The sequence below is a fragment of the Aureimonas frigidaquae genome (assembly GCF_001463905.1).
Taxonomy (GTDB): domain Bacteria; phylum Pseudomonadota; class Alphaproteobacteria; order Rhizobiales; family Rhizobiaceae; genus Aureimonas; species Aureimonas frigidaquae.
In genome coordinates this window covers 577,374-596,390 of the sequence record NZ_BBWR01000002.1, presented here as the reverse complement: position 1 = coordinate 596,390, position 19,017 = coordinate 577,374, and the positions used below count along the sequence as shown (strand labels likewise).

The 19,017-nt window shown below is 67.1% G+C and carries 12 protein-coding genes; 6 read left to right on the top strand and 6 right to left on the bottom strand.

All coding sequences use genetic code 11. The features are described from left to right. Positions 1 to 277: 277 nt before the first annotated feature. Together AUL30_RS02735 and AUL30_RS02730 are read left to right on the top strand one after the other, a co-directional pair. The gene (locus AUL30_RS02735) at positions 278 to 4,864 is read left to right on the top strand and encodes a MupA/Atu3671 family FMN-dependent luciferase-like monooxygenase (protein ID WP_062226279.1); all 4,587 of its coding nucleotides are present in this window, start codon (positions 278 to 280) and stop codon (positions 4,862 to 4,864) included. Beyond that, positions 4,861 to 5,511, top strand: a complete 651-nt coding sequence (locus AUL30_RS02730; protein ID WP_083507623.1) for a 4'-phosphopantetheinyl transferase family protein — start codon at positions 4,861 to 4,863, stop codon at positions 5,509 to 5,511. The genes AUL30_RS02735 and AUL30_RS02730 overlap by 4 nt, the downstream gene beginning before the upstream one ends. Before the next feature lie 17 nt (positions 5,512 to 5,528). Here AUL30_RS02730 and AUL30_RS20045 read toward each other — a convergent pair whose 3' ends face one another. The 4 genes from AUL30_RS20045 to AUL30_RS02710 all read right to left on the bottom strand — a co-directional run bounded on the left by AUL30_RS20045 (position 5,529) and on the right by AUL30_RS02710 (position 10,522). Then, positions 5,529 to 6,245 (bottom strand): helix-turn-helix domain-containing protein, encoded by a 717-nt coding sequence (locus AUL30_RS20045; RefSeq protein ID WP_244490682.1) that lies wholly within the window; start codon positions 6,243 to 6,245, stop codon positions 5,529 to 5,531. 142 nt (positions 6,246 to 6,387) lie between these two features. Then, a complete protein-coding gene (locus AUL30_RS02720) occupies positions 6,388 to 7,821 on the bottom strand; it encodes an undecaprenyl-phosphate glucose phosphotransferase (RefSeq protein WP_062226277.1) in 1,434 nt (477 codons plus the stop codon). Between the two features lie 139 nt (positions 7,822 to 7,960). Then, positions 7,961 to 9,178, bottom strand: coding sequence for a glycosyltransferase family 2 protein (locus AUL30_RS02715; protein ID WP_157069825.1), 1,218 nt, complete (start codon positions 9,176 to 9,178; stop codon positions 7,961 to 7,963). Between the two features lie 351 nt (positions 9,179 to 9,529). After that, positions 9,530 to 10,522 (bottom strand): glycosyltransferase family 2 protein, encoded by a 993-nt coding sequence (locus AUL30_RS02710; RefSeq protein ID WP_062226275.1) that lies wholly within the window; start codon positions 10,520 to 10,522, stop codon positions 9,530 to 9,532. A 314-nt stretch (positions 10,523 to 10,836) separates the two neighbouring features. Between AUL30_RS02710 and AUL30_RS02705 the strand changes: the two genes are divergently transcribed. From AUL30_RS02705 to AUL30_RS02690, 4 genes are read left to right on the top strand one after another with little or no spacing between them, the layout of a single operon-like run. Continuing rightward, entirely contained in the window at positions 10,837 to 12,057 is a 1,221-nt protein-coding gene (locus AUL30_RS02705) for a polysaccharide biosynthesis/export family protein (protein WP_062226274.1), read from the top strand. Between the two features lie 60 nt (positions 12,058 to 12,117). Beyond that, positions 12,118 to 13,656 (top strand): GumC family protein, encoded by a 1,539-nt coding sequence (locus AUL30_RS02700; protein WP_157069823.1) that lies wholly within the window; start codon positions 12,118 to 12,120, stop codon positions 13,654 to 13,656. Between the two features lie 11 nt (positions 13,657 to 13,667). Further along, positions 13,668 to 14,489: a P-loop NTPase family protein gene (locus tag AUL30_RS02695; RefSeq protein ID WP_062226272.1), complete on the top strand. Its 822-nt coding sequence runs from the start codon at positions 13,668 to 13,670 to the stop codon at positions 14,487 to 14,489. Positions 14,490 to 14,534: 45 nt separating this feature from the next. Beyond that, positions 14,535 to 15,383 (top strand): ExeA family protein, encoded by an 849-nt coding sequence (locus tag AUL30_RS02690; RefSeq protein WP_062226271.1) that lies wholly within the window; start codon positions 14,535 to 14,537, stop codon positions 15,381 to 15,383. A 579-nt stretch (positions 15,384 to 15,962) separates the two neighbouring features. Here AUL30_RS02690 and AUL30_RS02685 read toward each other — a convergent pair. Further along, on the bottom strand, positions 15,963 to 17,324 hold the full coding sequence (locus tag AUL30_RS02685; RefSeq protein WP_192842993.1) for an oligosaccharide flippase family protein: 1,362 nt from the start codon (positions 17,322 to 17,324) through the stop codon (positions 15,963 to 15,965). 18 nt (positions 17,325 to 17,342) lie between these two features. Next, on the bottom strand, positions 17,343 to 18,944 hold the full coding sequence (locus AUL30_RS02680; protein WP_062226269.1) for an O-antigen ligase family protein: 1,602 nt from the start codon (positions 18,942 to 18,944) through the stop codon (positions 17,343 to 17,345). Positions 18,945 to 19,017: the final 73 nt, after the last annotated feature.

The following is a 19,017-nucleotide window of genomic DNA, read 5'->3' as shown; positions in this document are numbered from 1 at the left end:
GGCCGGTCGTTTCGTGAAAAGTTTTTGGCGGCTGAAAATGCATGCGCCGCGTCGCCATAGGGGTAGGCGGTCGCGACCTGTCCGTCATGATAGCTTTTGGAGAGGGAGGGCTTATGCCGAACGGATATTATTGTGGAGCACCCTACGCCATCCGACGTAAGGCATGCACCCAACCGCATCCTTCCGTTGCCACCGGAAGGACAAATTGATCTCGCGCTGCGGGGCTGACCATAGTCCGGCCTGATATTTCAAAAATGAATATTCGGAGCCGATTGCGATGGCAGCTTTTCAATGCGTTCTGGTTGGCGACGAGTCCCTGCTCGTCGAGTGCGGCAAGCTGCTGACAGCCCGTGGCCATTCCATCAGCGCCATCGTCACCGCCAACCCGGCCATTCGCTCCTTTGCGCAGGCGCAAGGCATTCCGGCCATGGAATGGGGCGAGGATCTGGCGACGACGCTGTCCCCCTTCGGTTTCGACTACCTCTTCAGCATCGCCAATCTGCGAATGATCCCGCGGATCGTCTGGCAGCGGGCCCGCCGCGCGGCGATCAACTTCCATGACGGGCCGCTGCCGCGCTATGCGGGCCTCAACACGCCGAGCTGGGCGTTGATCGCCGGGGAGGGCCGGCACGGCATCAGCTGGCATGCGATCACGGACGGGATCGACGAAGGTGGCATCTACGCGCGCGCCGACTTCGACATAGCGGCCGACGATACGGGCCTGACGCTCAACACCAAATGTTTCGAAGCCGGGCTTGCCGCCTTTTCGCAGATGCTGCCCGGGCTGGAAGACGGCACGCTGCGCCCGGAGGCCCAGCATCAGGAGGGCCGCCAGCTCTTCGCGCGGCGCCAGCGGCCGGCGGGCCTTGGCGTGCTGCCCTTCGATCAGGGCGCGGATGCTGTATCGAGGCTCGCCCGTGCGCTGGACTTCGGCCCCGGCTACGACAATCCGTTGACGACGGCCAAGCTCCTGGTCGAAGACGGCGTCTATACGGTCGAAAGCGTGAGCGTGGTGGAGGCCGCATCCCGCGGCGTCCCCGGAACCGTCATGGATATCGAGGGCGATGAGGTCGTCATCGCCACGGCCGACCGTCCGGTGCGGGTGCGGGCCTCGGGCTCCGGCCGGCCCCTGTCGGCGCTGCTGCGGCCCGGCGCGGTCCTGCCGCAACTCAACCAAGAGGACGCCGAGCGCCTGCAGCGCATCGGTCAGGACGCCGCCGGCACGGAAGCCTTCTTCCGCCGCCAGCTCGCCCGGGTGGCGGATCTGGACCTGCCCGGCATCGGCCATGTCGAGGCGCCGGTGGAGCCCCGGCGGATCGCACTGACCGGCGCGCGCGCCACGGCCGAGGTGGCCGCGTCGCTCCTGGCGCGCCTGTCGGGCGCATCCGCCTTCGACCTGGCGCTTCGCCACCACACGATCGCCGATGCGGACGCAGCTTTCCCGGGCTTCTTCCTGCCGTCCGTTCCGCTGCATGTGGAGGTGCGGGCCGACGAGACCGTCGGCGACTTCGCCCGCCGCCTGTCCGCGGATCTTTCGGAGGTCAAGGCGCGGGGCGCATGCCTTGCCGATCTGCCGCGCCGGGCGCGGGGCCTTGCCGCGCCGGCGCTGGCCGTCGGCCTGTCCGACATTGCCGAACTCGTCCCCGGTACGGCGCTGACCTTCGCCTTCGCCGAAGGGCGGGCCATGCTGATCCACGATCGCAACCGGTTCGACGATGCCGCCGCCGATGCCCTGGCCGCCCGCTTCGGCGTTCTGGCCGATGGCTTCGACGAGGCCGCGCGTCTGGCGGACCTGCCCCTGATGAGCGATCAGGAGCGCCGCATGGTGCTCCACGACTGGAACGACACGGCCCGCGCCTATGACCGTTCCGCCACGCTGCACGGGCTGATCGAGGATCAGGCCGACCGCACGCCCGATGCGGTGGCGGTGGTGCATGGCGATACGGCGCTCACCTATGCGCAGGTCGAAACCCGCGCGAACCGGCTGGCGCATGCCCTGCGGGCCGCCGGCGTCGGCCCCGATATCCTGGCCGGGCTGCATGTCGGGCGCAATGTCGATCTCGTCGTCGGGGCGCTGGCGATCCACAAGGCCGGCGGCGCTTACGTGCCGCTGGATCCGAATTTCCCGGCCGACCGTCTGGCCATGATGGTGGAGGACAGCGCCGCCCCCGTGGTGCTGACCGAGCGCAGCCTGGCCGACAGCCCCGCGTTGGCCGGCGTACGCACGCTGATCATCGAGGATGTCCTGGCGCAGGAGGGGCCGGAGCACCGCCCCGCCGCCACGGCCGGGGCGCACAACCTTGCCTATGTGATCTTCACCTCCGGCTCGACCGGCCGGCCGAAGGGCGTCATGGTCGAGCACCGCAACGCCGTCAATTTCTTCGCCGGGATGGACGATCGCATCCAGGGCGTCGACGGGGCTGACCAGCCCGTCTGGCTGGCGGTGACGAGCCTGTCCTTCGACATTTCGGTGCTGGAACTCTTCTGGACCCTGTCGCGCGGCTTCAAGGTCGTGGTCTATTCGGGAGAGGGAACCGCGCCGGCCACCGCGCACGACCTTCCGGGTACGCTGCGGCCTCTCGATTTCGGCCTTTTCTACTGGGGCAATGACGACGGTGCCGGCCCGGCCAAGTACCGCCTCCTTCTGGAAGGCGCGCGCTTTGCCGACGAGCACGGTTTCCAGTCCATCTGGACGCCCGAGCGCCACTTCCATGCCTTTGGCGGACCCTATCCGAACCCGGCCGTCACCGGTGCGGCCGTCGCGGCCGTAACGCGCAACCTGGCTATCCGGGCGGGGAGCTGCGTCCTGCCGCTGCACCATCCGCTGCGCGTGGCGGAGGAATGGGCCGTCCTCGACAATCTGAGCGACGGCCGCGTCGGCATCGCCGTGGCATCGGGCTGGATGCCGGAAGATTTTGCCCTGCGGCCGGACAATGTCCCGCCCAACAACAAGGCCGCGCTCCTGCGCGATCTGGAGACGCTGCGCCGCCTGTGGCGCGGCGATGCGGTGGATTTCGACTTCGGCGCCGGCACCGCTTCCTATGTGACGCAGCCGCGCCCGGTGCAGCCCGAACTGCCGGTGTGGATCACCACGGCGGGCAACCCGGACACCTACCGCGACGCGGCCCGTGCCGGCGCCAACGTCCTGACCCATCTGCTCGGCCAGTCTGTCGATGAGCTGGCCGACAAGATCCGCATCTACCGCGATACCCTGCGCGAATGCGGGCGCGACCCGGCCGCGTTCAAGGTGACCTTGATGCTGCATACGCTGATCGGCAAGGACCGTGAAAGCGTGCGCGATGCCGCCCGTCAGCCCATGAAGGAGTATCTGCGCAGCGCCGCCGCGCTAATCAAGCAGTATGCCTGGGCCTTCCCGGCCTTCAAGCGCCCCGCCGGCGCGAGCAATGCCATGGATATCGACCTGCGCTCGCTCGCCGCGGACGAGGTGGACGCCATCCTGGAATTCGCCTTCCAGCGCTACTTCGAGGATTCCGGCCTGTTCGGCACGATCGACGACGGTGCCCGGCGCCTGGACCAGATCGCCGCGATCGGGGTCGATGACGTCGCCTGCCTGATCGACTTCGGGGTGGATACGGAGACGGCGTTGGCCGGTCTTCGGCCGCTGGCAGAGCTTGTCGCGCGCAATCGCGGCGTGGCCGCAGCCGCGCCGGCGCTCGCAACCTCCGGCGGCTTCGCGGAGCTGATCGCTCGTCACGGCGTGACGCATCTGCAGTGCACGCCCTCCATGGCGCGCATGTTCCTGAACTCGGACGAAAACCGTGCGGCGCTTTCGGCCGTCCGGCATCTCTTCCTGGGCGGGGAGGCGCTGCATGGCGCGCTCGTGCGGGATCTGACAGGCATGTCGGGCGCCACGATCGACAACATGTACGGGCCGACGGAGACAACCATCTGGTCTTCTACGCTGCAGGTCCACGCCGTCGACGGTGTCGTGCCGCTGGGCCGGCCCATCGCCAACACGCAGCTCTATGCGCTCGACGATCAGGGACGTCCGGTGCCGCCGTCCATGCCGGGCGAACTCTATATCGGCGGCGACGGGGTGACGCGCGGCTATCTGAACCGGCCGGATCTGACGGCCGAACGCTTCCTGCCCAACCCCTTCGCAGGCGGGCGGATGTACCGGACGGGCGATCTCGTCTCCTTCGCCCCGGATGGTACGCTGAACTTCCTCGGCCGGGCCGATCATCAGGTGAAGGTGCGCGGTTACCGCATCGAACTGGGCGAGATCGAGACGCGGTTGAACGCGGTGCCCGGCGTGGCCGAGGCCGTCGTCATGGCGCGTGAGGACCGGCAGGACGATGTGCGCCTGGTGGCCTATCTGCGGGTCGAGGGCGCGGCCGTCGGCGACGAGACCCTGCGTGCCGCCCTGGCCCGCGATCTGCCGGACTACATGATCCCGGCGCATTTCGTCACGCTCGACGCCTTCCCGCTGACGCCGAACGCCAAGGTGGATCGCAAGGCGCTGCCCCGGCCCGATGCGGTCGAGGCGAAGGCCGCGCCCGCGGTCTACGAGGCGCCGGACAATGCGGTCCAGCGCGCGGTGGTGGAAGTGTTCCAGCGGATCCTGGGCGTCGATCGGGTCGGGCTTGGCGACAGCTTCTTCGCCCTTGGCGGCCACTCGCTGCTGGCGGTCCAGGCCCATCGGGAGCTGAAAGCCTCCGTCGCGCCGCAACTGACCATTACCGATCTGTTCCGCTTCCCGACGGCCGGCGCCCTGTCGGCTCATATTGGCGGCGATAGCGGCGCGGACGAGCGCTTGAACAGGGTGGCCGATCGTGCTGCCATGCGGCGGAACGCCATGAACGAACGCCGCGGCGGCATCACGCGGATGCGGGAGACGGGATGAGCTTGCTGCCGGGCCTTTTCAGCCCAGCGATTGCGACTGCAGAAGCCCTTCCGCCCTTTGGGGCGGAGGGGCTTTTGCCGTTGGAGGCGAGCGCCATGGCCCGCGCCCATCCACGCCGGCAGGCGGAGTTCGCCACCGGCCGGGTCCTGGCGCGCAGGGCCATGCAGGCGCTCGGCTTGGCGCCCTTGCCGATCCCGGCGGGGGCGGATCGGGCGCCGCAATGGCCCGCCGGGCTGATCGGCTCGATCAGCCATTCGCCGCGCCTGTGCGGCGTGGCGTTGGCGCGCGCGGGGCAGAAGGTGCGCATGCTGGGCCTCGACATCGAGGAGGCCGAACCGCTGCCCGCCGAACTCTTCGACACGGTGCTCCTTGCGGATGAGCGCGCGCGGCTTAGCGCGCTCGGCGCGGAAGATGCGGGGTGGATGGCGCGGATCGTCTTCAGCGCCAAGGAATGCTGCTACAAGGCGCAGTATCCTGTCACCCGAACGCTTTTCGGCTTCGAGATCTTCGACATTCGGGCCGAGCCGGCGGCTGGCACCTTCACGGCCACCTGGCAGGCCGATATCGGCCCTTTCCGCGCCGGGACGGTCTGGGCCGGGCGGCTTTGCGTGACGGCGGAGCATGTGGTGACTGCCATCACGCTTTGAGCCTTTCCGTCCAACGCCTAGGCGCTTGCTGCGGGGCGGCTCGCCCGGCCCATCGCGTGGGCCATACCGAAGGCGACGATCGCGGCGGCGAGGGCGGCCCAGGGTGTCACCAGCAATCCCGGGCCGGCCACGAGACGCCCCCCGACGAAGGAGGCCGCCGCGATTCCAAGGTTGAACGCGGCGATGTTGAAGCCGGACGCCGTGCCCACCGCATCCGGCGCTTCCGCCTGCGCCACCGCCACCACGCCCGCCTGCACGATGGGCGCGGTTGCAAAGGCGAAGATGCCGCATACGAACATGTTGCCGAGCATCGGAACGAGCTGGCTTGCCGTGAAGGGCAGGGCCGCGAGCGATACGGCAAGGCCGGCAAGCACCAGGCGCAGTGCGCTCGGCACGGCCAGGTAGACCGTCTCTCCGCTCTTGTGGGCGATCGCCTCCAGGGCCGGGCGCAGTCGGTTGCGAAGCGCGCTGTCGTCACCGGCCATGCGTGAAAGGTTCAGGATGCGGCCGCCCAGGTGATAGCGGGTGTCTCCCACGCGCCGCCGGACATAACCCAGCTCGCCCAGCGTGCGCAGTATGTTGTGGGCCGTGGTCTTGCCGAGTCCGGTGCGGTCCGCAATCTCTTTCAGGGACGCGGCCCCGCCCTCACGTGCGATGATTTCCAGGATCGCCACGGCACGCGTGATCGACTGGATCGGGCGCGTGCCTGCGGGGGTATCGTCAGCGTCTCGCATTGCCGGAGCATACCGCATGTCGTGCCCGGCATGTCCAGTCATGCGACGGCCATGCCGACCCGCTGCGCCGCCCAGAAATGCGAAGGCCCCCGTCGCCTTGGCGACAGGGGCCTTGCAGTGTCCGGTGCGTGGCGCGGCCGCGTCAGTAGGCGGTCTTGGAGTTCAGCATCTCGATGACGGTCCGTCCGACGATGCGCAGGTCCAGCCAGAACGACCAGTTGTGGATGTACCACAGATCATAGGTCAGCCGGGCCTCCATATGGCTCAAGGTCGGCGTTTCGCCGCGATGGCCGTTGATCTGCGCCCAGCCCGTCAGGCCCGGCTTGGCATGCCGGCGGAAGGTATATTTGCGCAGGATCAGGTCGTATTCCCGGTCATGTGCCACGGCGTGGGGGCGCGGACCGACGATCGACATCTGGCCCATCAGGACGTTCCAGAACTGCGGCAGCTCGTCGATGCTCTTGGCGCGGATGAAGGCGCCGACGCGGGTGATGCGGTCATCGTCCCGGCGGGCCTGGCGCACGGTGTCGCCATCTTCCATGACGCGCATGGACCGGAACTTGACGATGCGGAACGCCTCGTTGTTGTAGCCGCGGCGCATCTGCCGGAAGAAGACCGGGCCGGGGCTGTCCAGCTTGATGGCGATGGCCACGACGGCCAGGAGCGGCGCCAAGAACAGGAGTGCCGTACCGGCGAAGGCAATGTCGAAGAGGCGCTTCATCATACGCTCGACGATGGTGAGGGGGCGGCGCTGCACCTCGAAGGCGATGTTGCCGCCAATATGACGGATCGACTGGGCGACGAGCCCGGTGGCGAGATCGCTGACCACGACCTTGATGGGCAGGGGCAGGGCGCGCAGCTCCGTCAGGAGCATGTCGATATTGGGCAGGTTGGCGGCCGGCGTCGCCACCAGGACCTCATCCACCGAGAAGTTGATGCCCGAGCCGAAGGCGCCCGACAGGACCGAGAAATCATCGTTCTGGCAGCGCAGGACATGCTGCACCGACAGGCCGTAACCCGACACTTCGGAAGCCAGCTTCTCGTAGCCGAAGGATTCGCCGCAGATGAGCAGGACCCGCTTCATCTGGAACAGACCGTGCGCGATGGCCGAGCGCAGGGTGCGCTTCAGGATGATCCGGCTCGTGCACAGGACGGTGACCGCCAGAAGCAGGAAGGCCATCATGGAGGCGCGCGAGAAGACCTCGCCGATCTTCAGGAAGAAGGCGACCGCCGCCAGGAAGGCCATGATGCCGATGCCCGCCGCCAGGATGGAGCGGATCTGGAGCGAAAAGGACAGGAGCGCCGTCGGGCGGTAGAGGCCGCGGGCGTTCATCACCATGACGAAGGATGCGGCGATGGTGATGCCGACGCCGAACCAGGGCGAGGGATCGATGACCACCCCGAAGGCCAGCCAGTGATAGGCCATGCCCGCCGCCACACTGCTGGCGACGATGAGCAGCGCATCGAGGGCCGCAACCGCGGTGGAAACGGATTCGTAGTGCAGCGTCCTGCCGGAACGCCGGCGATGGCCGGCTGCGGAGGTTACGACCTGCGACGGATTTTCGATAAGCGCCATTGCGGCCTCGCAATAAGGGACCGTTCGGCCCGGAAGCGCCGGGTCGAGGCTGTCGATCGGTTGAAAGGGTCTTGTCGGCGCCGCCGTCACCCCGAGGGGCGAACGGCGTGCCGATTACACGGGCGCCACGCGGGCGCCCTTACGGATGCAATTGCGTTGACGGCTTCGTGCGATTGCGATCGGTCCGAACCCAGGCCGAGCTGTCGCGCCGCAAAATGAGCTTGTTGACGTAAAGCGGGATCTTGCCGAGCGCGTAGGTGGCGATGTGCCCGAAGGCACGCGCCGGCAGGATATCGCGGCCATATCGGAACCACCCCGCCAAGGAGGCGAAGCCGACGACGGCCACGTTGATCAGGGCCAGGATGAGCGCGCCGACATGCCCGCTGAAGACAGCGAAGAGGCCGGTGACGATCAGCATGAGCATGATTAGCATCAGGAGCAGGGTGAGCGGCGGCACCATCATGTCGAGCGACAGGACGAGCGCGCCGCGCTGGCGCAGGACCCCCGGCTTGAAAAAGCCGCCGATGGCCCGGTACAGCATGGACAGATGACCGCTTTCCCAGCGCGAGCGCTGCGACTTCAGCCCCTGTTCGGTCGAGGGGAATTCGCTGGTGACCCGCGCATCCTCGCACAGATACGGCTCATACCCCTCCTGGGCGAGGTCGAGCCCAAGCTTGAGGTCTTCGGTCAGGTGGCCGTTTGCCAGATCCACCTTTTCCAGCGCCTTCCAGGGGAAGGCCATGCCGGTGCCCATCAGCTGGTTGGGCATGCCCAGCCGGCAGAGGCCGAGCGGCCGTGCATGGTTCTTGATGACATAGGCGAAGGCCGCCACCTGGGTTTCCAGGGGCGCGCCCGCCGGAGCGCCCATGAGGTAGATGGCCTGGGCCGGCTTGTTCGTCGCCGCGACCTGGCGCAGCAGGATATCGACGCTGCCTGGAGACAGCGTGCAATCGGCGTCGATGATCAGAAGGCAGTCCGGCGGCCGCTTGGCGATGAAGGCCACGCCCGCATCCAGGGCATAGCCCTTGCCGCGCCGCTGCGGATCGTAGCGCACCACCACTTCCGCGCCGGCAGCGCGGGCAAGCTCGGCGGTGCGATCCTCGCAATTGTCGGCCACCACCACGACGCGATCGCCATCCCGCATCTGCGGCAGGACGGTGTCGAGCGTCGAGCGGATATTGGCTTCTTCGTTATGGGCGGGCACCAGCACCGCGACCGAAGGCCGCCGGTCGATGGATGCCGGAACGGCCTTCCGGCGCGGCAGGAAGCCGGCCGCGATTTCGGTACCGTAAATGGTGGCGGGAACCGCCAACGCGCCGTTGACGGCCAGAAAAAGCATATTGAGCAATTGCGCCACGAGTGAAACCCCCGGGTCCGCCCTGCTTCAGCAAGGCTTTGAAAACGAGAGCAGAATCTCAAGTTGCAGCCGCTCCGCCAAGTTGGCCTTCGGCATTAGCACCGACGCCATCTGAGTCCTGTCGCGCGCATCCTTTCACGACCGGATGCAGCCTTAAGGTGCAGGGACCCATCCCGCCTTTCGATGGGAGGCCGTATCATCCGGGGGCTGGCGACACCGCTTTCGGCGCCGCCGCGCCACGCCTTATGGGACCGGCAAATGCAAAGGCCGCCCCACCGAATCGATGGGGCGGCCTCAGATGCGCACCGAAAGCAGTAGGGTGGGGCGTAGGTTGCCTCACCCGTGGGAGTGCTACTTATACTCGATCAGGGTGCGGCGGCGCCCGCGCAGCCGGTTCCACTCATAGCTGAGCACACCCTGCATTTCCGGGAACTTGCCGAGGATGGTGAAGGAAGCATGGCGCCAGTTGTCCGGCTGGCCCGGCCCGGCACGTCCCGCCATGCGAGCGATCTGCAGCGGATAGGCGGACAGGATGAGAAGCCCCGCCGGGTGCAACAGTGCTGCGCCGAGGGCCGCTGCCGGAATGGCGCCGCCCCACATGACCGCGCGTGACACGCTCCGCTTCCAAATGCCGTAGGGCGAACGCCTGTGCATGCGGGACACTTCGGCGAAGGCGTGTCCGCCGCGCACATTGCGGCGCCACCACTGCGAAAATCGCGTCATGGCCGCATCGTGGCGCGTCATCTCCGCGCGGATGCGGTGGACCTGCCACCCTTGCGCACGCAGCCGGACGCAGAGCTCCGGCTCCTCGCCGGCGATCAGCGCCGGGTTAAAGCCGCCGGCGTCTGCAAAGGCGGTGGCACGGATCAGGAAATCGCCGCCGCATTCCTCCTGCGGGCCTTCACTCACGTCCCATTCGCGGTCGGCCATGGCATTGTAAACGGATGCCTGCGGCGCCCGCTCGCGCCGGCGGCCTGCCACGATGGCGGCATCGCCATGTAAATCCAGAAATCGCGCCGCGGCGGTGAGCCACCCGGCATCGAGCTCGCAGTCGCCATCGACGAACTGGATATAGTCGAGCCCCGGAAACTCCTGCGACAGGCGCTCATAGCCCGCATTGCGCGCACGCGCCGCGGTGAAGGGACGCGTCATGTCCAGATCCACGACCTGCGCGCCGCGCGCGCGGGCGGCCTGCGGGCTGCCGTCGGTCGAGCCACTGTCCACATAGACCGTGCGCGTCACGGCCTCGCCGAGCGAGTCGAGGCAGGCGAGGAGTCTGCCCCCTTCGTTGCGGCCGATGACGACGATGCCTGTTCGTGCAGGCTGGCGATTCGAATTTTGCATGTCCTCGCATCCATCGCAGAGCCCGCCCGGTCTCTTGGGCACGCGTTTGAAGATCCGTTCGGGGAGACGTTCTTTAGAATGCCTGTCGTGGCAGCCCGCCAGAAGTCCGCCAGTGGAGGGTGAAGACCGCCCGGCATGCGCCGGACGGGGGCCCGCCTAATGCTAATTGCGTACGGGCCAAGACGGCCAGATTCCTCTATTTTCAGTTGTAGTTAAAACGCAAGCCCGCAGCACGGCGTCCTTTGCGTGGATTAGTTTATTCCGATTTTTCCCACGGGACCATTTTTATCGCCCGGAGCCGACCCATGCGATTGATGATATTCATTATTTCCATTTGCCTGTCCTTTGTTTCCGTCGCCGCCCGCGCCGACACCTACAAATTGCAGCCAGGCGACGAAGTCGAGATCTGGGTCGCCCAGGACGAGCGTATGAACCGCGACGCGGTCGTCAGCCCGGATGGCAACCTGTCGTTGCCGCTGGTGGGCCAGATCCAGGCCCAGGACCAGACGGTCGATCAGCTCGAGGCCACCCTGACCGAAAAGCTTGCGGGCTTCTTCAAGGGTGAGCTGAACCTTTCGGTGATGCTCAAGCCCGGACCGCAGCATATGCCGATGGTCTATGTGGTGGGTGATGTGGATGCGCCCGGCGCCTTCCCGTACCGCCCCACCATGACCGTCCTTCATGCCGTGACCGTGGCCGGCGGCCTGTACCGCACGCCGATGGAAGCGCGTGATCAGGACCGGGCCGTGGTGGTCGAGGGGCAGATCGACCAGAGCCGCAAGAACATTGCGGAGCTGACGGTGCGCATCGCCCGCATCAACTCCGAGCTGGCCGGCCAGGAGCAGGTGATCCTGCCCGACGACGCGCTGCCGGAACTGTCCGACGCCGAGAAGGTGACGCTCCTGAACCGCGAGAAACAGGTTCTGGATGCGCATATCGCAGAATTCCAGGCGCAGAAGCGGGTCCAGCAGCAGCTGAACGATTTCGGTGTCTCGGGCACCGACGCGATCCGCCGGCAGATCGAGAGCGTGAAGAACCGCGTCGCCCTGGCCAAGGAGCGCCTGGCGGCCACCGCATCTCTGGTGAGCAAGGGCCTGTCGCACAAATCCGCGCAGCTCGAGCTCGAGGCGGAAGTGGGTGAGCTGAACGAGCAGGGCGACCAGCTCCAGAGCGAGCTCAGCGCGCTGGAAAGCACCAGCGTCAACGAGCGGTCGCGGATCGATACCTATTTCACGACGCGGCAGTCCTCGCTCCTGGCGGAGCTGCACGAAAGCGAGCGGCAGCTCGAAGCGGCCCGCAACGGCCTGGTCGAAGCCGAGCGCGTCATGTCGATCTATCGCAATACGGAAATGGCGGAGCGCCGTGGCATCACGGCCGGCTTCACCGTCATCCGCACGCATGACGGCAAGGTGACCGAGGCACCCGCGGAGGAAACGACCCTCCTGCAGCCCGGCGACCTCGTCCGCGTGACCTATCAGCAGGGTGGACAGCGTTCCGCGGCCTTGGCCGACGGCACCCAGCCGTCCGGCAACTGAAGCCCGACCCTTTTCGTATCAACCTCTCACGGGTCGCCACCCGCGCAGATGGAGCGTGGCATGGACAACGAGATCATCCAGAACCTGAAATACTATGTCGAGCTGGCGCTGCGGCGTCCGCTGGTGGCAATCGTCCCGGCAGTCGCCGTGGTCCTGATCGGCCTTTTCGTGGTGATGCAGCTTCCCCGAAGCTACACGTCGGAAGCGATCATCGAGGTGCGGTCGAACCAGGGCCCCAACCCGCTCATCACGTCCAACGTGGCCAGCGAACGGCTCCAGTTCATCGAGCAGCGCGTCCTGGCGCGTGACAACCTCCTGGCGCTCGTCCAGCGGATGAACCTCTTTCCCGAGCTGCGCGAGGGCATGAGCGACTCTCGCCTCGCGGACCTCGTCCGCCGGCAGATCGCCATCATTCCGGTGGCGACGGAAGAGTCACAGCAATATGCGGGCCGCTCCATCTTCCGCGTCACCTTCTCCTATGGTGACCGCGAGCTGTCGGCCGCAACGGCGAGCGAAATCGTCAACATGATCATCCGCGAAAGCCGCAGCAGCCGTACGGCGACCGCGGCCGACACCTCGCAGTTCCTGGAGCGGGAAGTCGCCGCGCTGAACCAGCGGCTCGAGGAGCGGGACCGGACCTGGCAGACCTTCCTGGAAGCCAATGGCGACGCGCTGCCGAGCCGGGTCGAGACGCTCGCGGTCGAGTTGAACACCCGCGAACAGGACCTGGCCGGCGTCAACCGCTCCATTGCGAGCCTGGACGACGAGATCAAGCTTCTGGAAGCCCAGTATCGCTGGCAGGCGCCCCTGGCCGACACGGCCGCGGCCGCCCGGCAGACGCAGCTCCAGGCCCTGCGCACGGAACTGGCCACCAAGTCCTCGACCATGGCCGACGCCCATCCGGAGATCCGGGGGCTGAAGTCCCGCATCGAGAATCTGGAAGCCCAGGCCGCGGCCGCCGATAGCGGCGCTGCGAGCGATCCGGTGGCGCAGAACCCCGAGCTCGGCCTCATCTCCGAGCGGATCGAGCTCGCCAAGCCGCGCCGCGAGGCGCTCGTCCAGCAGCGCGACGAAATCTCCAGCCGGATCGAGTGGCTGCGGTCGACCCTGGCCCGCGCTCCGGAAGTGGAATCGCAGATGTCGGCGCTGGAACGCGATCGGGACGGCGCACAGCGCAGCCTGGAAGACATGCGCGCCAAGCTCGACGCCGCGCGGATCGGCCTGCGGCTGGAGGAAGACAACAACTCCAACCAGATCCAGGTCGTCGAAGCGCCGGAGGCGCCGCTCTATCCGAGCGCGCCCAGCCGCACCAAGCTGATGCTGCTGGTCCTGGGACTGGCGGCCGGTGTCGGCGCCGCGTGCCTGTGGCTGTCGGACGTTCTCGACCGCTCCATCCGCGGCACCTTCGATCTGCGCCGCGCGCTGGAAGGCCAGTCCGTGGTGGTCATCCCCGACCTGCAGCCGCGGGGTGGGAAGCTGATGCGCCGTCTCGGCCTCGTCACTCCCGCGCTGTTCCTGGCGCTTGCCCTTCTGTCCCACACCGGGCCGTCCTTCGGGACGGCCAACCCCGCCGCTCCGATCGCCGCCCGCGTCGCTTGAGGATCTGACCCATGGATCGCGTCACAGAAGCACTTCAACGCGCTCGTTCCGCTTCGCCGGTGGCAGCGCCGTCCGCGCCGGCACCGATCGCCTCCACGCAGCGGGACCAGCGCGACCCGCGCGCCACCAGGGCCCAGCGCGTCAGCGGGCTGTTCCAGGTGGATGCCGGCGCTATCGCGGCGCTGGACGTCAACAATGACGGCCCCGCCTTTTCCCTGTCGTCGCACAAGCTCCTGGCGGAGAATGTCGTGGCCTTCGACAAGGCGGACCCGCGCACCCGCGCCTTCGATATCCTGCGCAATCACATGCTCGGGCTCCTGAAGGCGGACCTGCCGCAGGTCGTCGCCGTGACGGCGCCGACGCGTGGCTGCGGCGTGACGACCATGACCGCCAACCTGGCCTTCTCGCTGGCGCGCAGCCGCAAGCAGTCGGCGGTGGTGATCGACCTGCGCCACGGGACGCACAGCCTGTGCGACACGCTCGGCCTGCCGCGCGTGAAGGCCGATGATGGCGGCGCCCTGGTGGACCGGATCCGGCGCGCCCGCGCAGGCGGTGCGGTGGTCAACCTCATCACCCCGCCGGCCGGCGTGGATGTCGTCTCCTTCGTGGAAACGGTCAAGCGCGAGCTGCGCCCGGACATCCTGTTCCTGGACATGCCGCCCATGCTGGAAGGGGACGAAGCCGCCCCCATCCTGCCGCTGGCCGATCTGGTCCTGATGGTCCTGGCCGTCGGGCGGACCAGCGTCCAGGAGCTGGAAACCTGCAAGAATTTCCTGCCGTCGACCGCGCGCATGCAGGTCGTCATGAACAAGGCCCGGCCTCACGGAATGTGAGCCACTGTCCGAAGCACTCCCAGCGTTCGGCAAGAGGAGCCCGCCATGTATGAAGCCTATTTCGGATTGCGGGAGAAACCCTTCTCGATCCTTCCCGATCCTCGTTTCCTGTATTTCAGCCGCAACCACCAGATGGCTTTCTCCATGCTGGAATACGGCATCGTCAACCAGGCCGGCTTCACGGTCATCACCGGGGCCATCGGCTCCGGCAAGACGACCCTGATCCGCCAGTTGCTGGGCAGTCTCGGCCCGGATGTGCGCACGGGGCTGATCAGCCACACGCCGCGCAACAACAGCTCCATGCTGCAGTGGATCCTCATGGCCTTCGGCCAGAACTTCGAGGATGGATCCTATGCCGGCCAGTACAAGCGTTACTCGGAATTCGTGACCTCCGAATTCGCGCGCCAGGGCAGGGTGGTGCTGATCGTCGACGAGGCCCAGAACCTCGACGCCGAGCGCCTGGAGGAGCTGCGCATGCTCTCCAACGTCAACACCGAAGACATGATGATGCAGCTCATCCTCGTCGGCCAGCCGGAGCTGCGCGCCACCCTGCAGGGGCCGGGCATGGAGCAGTTCGCGCAGCGTGTGTCCTCGGACTTCCACCTGCCGGCGCTGCAGGCGTCGGAAGCGATGTTCTATTTCGATCATCGCCTGCGCGTGGCCGGCTGCGACCGCGAACTCTTCTCCAACGAGGCCAAGCGCATGATCCACGAGGACGGGAAGGGCGTGCCGCGCCTGATGAACGTCCTGGCGGATCGGTGCCTCGTCTACGCCTATGCCGAGGAAGCCTCCCTCGTCACGCCGCGCATCGTCCACCAGGTCATCGCCGACCGGGCGCAGCACGGTGTCTTCGGTTCGCACAGCGATCATGTGCCGGTGGCCGGCACGATCTGACCATCGCAAGCGGTAAGGTCACTGACAGGACAGGCCCCGGAGCGGATCGCTCCGGGGCCTTTTCGTTGTGCGCCTGGCATGGGACGATTCCTGCGGAGGGACGGTCTGTCCATCGAGGCGACCGCGGCTCATCTGCGCACGTTCTGGCATGGCGCCCGCGAACGGTTCTAGCGTTAACGTACCGGCCGATGTCGTCGCGAACGGTCTGCTACGAGAGCAGAGCAGAACACGCCACGGGCCTCGCCCACTGGCGATGAAGGAGTCCCCGCCGTGGCTTCAAACGCCGTCGCCTTTCTGCGACGGCGTTTGAAGCCGGTGCGGCGGTTGCGGGAAGAGGCTCTTCGCCGTCAGGAAGGCCGGTCCGTCAGGCAGGTGGGGCAAGGCGCGTGACTTACGCCGACCCGCCCGTCGCACGGATCGATGCGGGGCACAGACGGGCCGCCCGGTCGGCGGGCCGCCGCCAAGGCCGGCAGCGGTTTACGGCACGCGCAAAGGCCGTCCTCGGTGCTGCCGGGGACGGCCTTTGCGCATCTGCGTGGGGTTGGAAGGCCTGCGGCGCGGCCCGCGCCGGGTACCGGTTCAGCTAAGGCCGATCGACGGGGCTAGAAGGACAACGCCTTCGCCCAGCAGAAGGCCGAGCCCGATGGCCGGCAAAGGCAGGAGCTCGAAGCGCCAGTCCACCAGGCCGTAGCGAAGCTTGAACAGGACGGCGATGGGCCAACCGGCGAACTGCGCGGCGACGATGCCCCAGAGTGCACCCTGGACCCCGCCCAGCATGTGGCCGACGGGCAGGCCGATGGCCAGCACGATCAGCCGCGCCATGTTGGAGGCGAGGTAGTACTTCATGCGATTGCGCGCCATGTAGCACTGCTCGACCACGCAGAAGCGCATGCCGATGAGCCCGACCGACAGGATGGCGAGCATCTGCCCGGACTCCGCGTAACGCGGATCGTAGAGGATGGAGACGATCAGCGGCGCGGTGACGTAGAGCCCGCCCGCCGCCAGGCCGAGCAGCGCATCGATGCCGCCCTGGAAGGGGAAATAGGCTTTGCGGAAGGCGCCGAGATCGCCGCGCGCAAGTTCGCTCAAGGCCGGAAAGACGACCGAGCTCGACAGGGTGTTGACCGCCATCTGGAAGACGCTGAGCAGCAGCCCGGCAATGGCATAGAGGCCCATCGTGTTGGCATCGACCAGCCCGCCGAGCAGGAGCCTGTCGCCGGTGGTGAAGAGGACGCCGATCAGCGAGGACAGGAAGATCCAGCGCCCGAAGCCGAAAATGTCCCACCAGGCGCTCGTGTCCCAGCCGATCCGGTTGCGCTGCCCCGGCAGCACGATATGGCTGGCCACCGTGCGCGCCAGGGCGGAGGCGAGGGAGCCGAGGACGAGCGACCAGATGCTCGGCCAGACCCAGGTCAGCCCGACGGTGGCGACAAGCGCGACCATCTGCACGCCGAACTCCATTTCCGTCAGCCGGCGCAGTTGCAGATTGCGCCGCGCCTCGTGGATGCGGGTGGATTCGAAGCCTTGCAGGACGACGCCGAAGGAGCCGGCCACCAGCACGGCCGGCAGGCGCGGGTCCATATAGACCGTATCGGCGGCGAAGACGCCGAGCGGTGCCAGCATGGCGATGATCAGCGCCGCCACGATGGCCAGCGTCCAGATGACGAAGCCGCGAATGACCTGCACCGTGAAGGCGGTGTTCAGGAAGAGCGGTTCGCCACCGCGCTTGTGGACGATGACGTTCTGCCCGATCCCGAGGTCCGAAAAGAGCGCCAGGGCGACCGTCAGCACGCCCACCACGGCCATGAGGCCGAAGGCCTCCGGCAGGAGAAGCCGCGTCAGGATCATGTTCGAGATCATGCGCAGCGCAAGCTGCGCGCCGAACTGGCTCATGCTCCAGAAGCCGGCCGAGGACACGCGGCGCCGCAGCGGGGAAGTCATGGCATCTGCCGTCATGGCTCAGCCCCTCATGTCGGTTGCGCCGGCAAGGTCGCCGGAGGTGGGGGTGGAGCGCGCATAGGCGCCGGCGCCGATCACCCGCAGGCCGGAGCGCGGCTCCGCCGGGCGGGTGGCGGAGGGGACATCCTCCACGCTTGCCGCTACGGCGACCCGGGCGATGGCGACACCAAGCCCTGCCAGGATCCAGTAGATGAGCGGAATATAGGACACGCTGCTCACCGTCGCGATGGTGACGAGCGTTCCGGCCAGAAGGGCGACCCAGATCCGCGCCATGTCGCCCAGCGGCCCCGGCCGCCGCGCCAGGCGGTAGCCGGCCAGCCCGGTGATCAGGAAGATCGCCGCGAAGATGGCCAGCGTGACCAGCCCGAATTCCAGCGCCAGCGCGACATAGGTGTTGACGACATCGATAATGCCCTGGCCCTGCCGCATGGACAGCATCTCGGGCTCCGTCAGGAAGTTGGCCGATCCGAAGAAGGGATAGCGGCCGATGATCGCCATGGAATTGTCGATCAGCGCCTGGCGGTACTCGACATTGTTGTTTTCGACCGTGCCGACGAAGGGGAGGTAGCGCAGGATCCCGTCGCCGAGTGGCGACATCAGGAGCGGCACCAGAAGGACGCCGCCCAAAAGGACGCTGCGCATGGTGGCGGAAATCGCCTTGGGGCGCGCCACCATATAGACGGCCAGCATGACGGCCGCGCCGACCCATGGCCCGCGCGACAGGCTGACCACGAGGCCGACCGACAGCGCTCCGATCAGGATGTAGGACAAAAGGCTACGCCTTTCGCGGGACAGGTAGATCAAGGCGCAGCCGGCGCCGATCATGCAGACGAAACCGAAGGCGATGGCCTCGATCGCCGGGCCCGCAGCGCGCAGCATCCCCTCCCGGAAGAGATAGGACTGGATGAGCTCGGCGCCCCAGCGCTCGGCCACCGGATTGTACATGCGCCACTGGCGCAGGAATTCGAGGATGCCGATCACCGGGAAGGGCAGCGTCCCGAACACAAAGGCCACATAGGATTTGCGCAGGTCGGCGGCGCTGGTCAGGCAGCGGCTGAAGACGAAATAGGGAACGGCGATGTCCAGCGAGTGCGAAATGCCGCGCCGGACCGTATCTGTGATGCTCGCCTCGTAGTGGCGGTAGCTCAGAACGGTCACGAGGATGGTGATCAGGATCACCAGCTTGTCGACGATCCGGAGCCGGTTCGGAACCTCCATGCGCAGGAGCTGCGGCATCGCCGGCACCAGGATGGCAAGGGCCAGGATGCGCTGGGGCGTCAGGTCCAGAAGCGTGTTGATGCCCGCAAAGCCGGGCAGCCGCGTGACGAGGTTCGGCGCGGCGAACATCAGGACGATGAAGAGCAGGAGGCCGTCATTGCCCGGCAGTTTCTTGCGGCCGTACCAGCCGATCAGGAAGGCAAGGAAGGCGAAGACCCAGAAGTTCGGGCTGAGGAACATCACCGTCGTGGTGAGGACCCAGAGCCCTGCCCAAGTGACCATCGTCTGGCGCGCGACGATGCCGTGCGACAGCTTGATGGCCAGTGCGAACAGAATGAGGCTGCCCGCATTGATGTAGAGGATTGCGGCAATGGACTCGCCCATGGCGGGTCGCTCCTTGATGAAAATCGCCCGCGTCCGGACCGGCTCTTACAAATTTTGTCGTAGGCATTCTTAT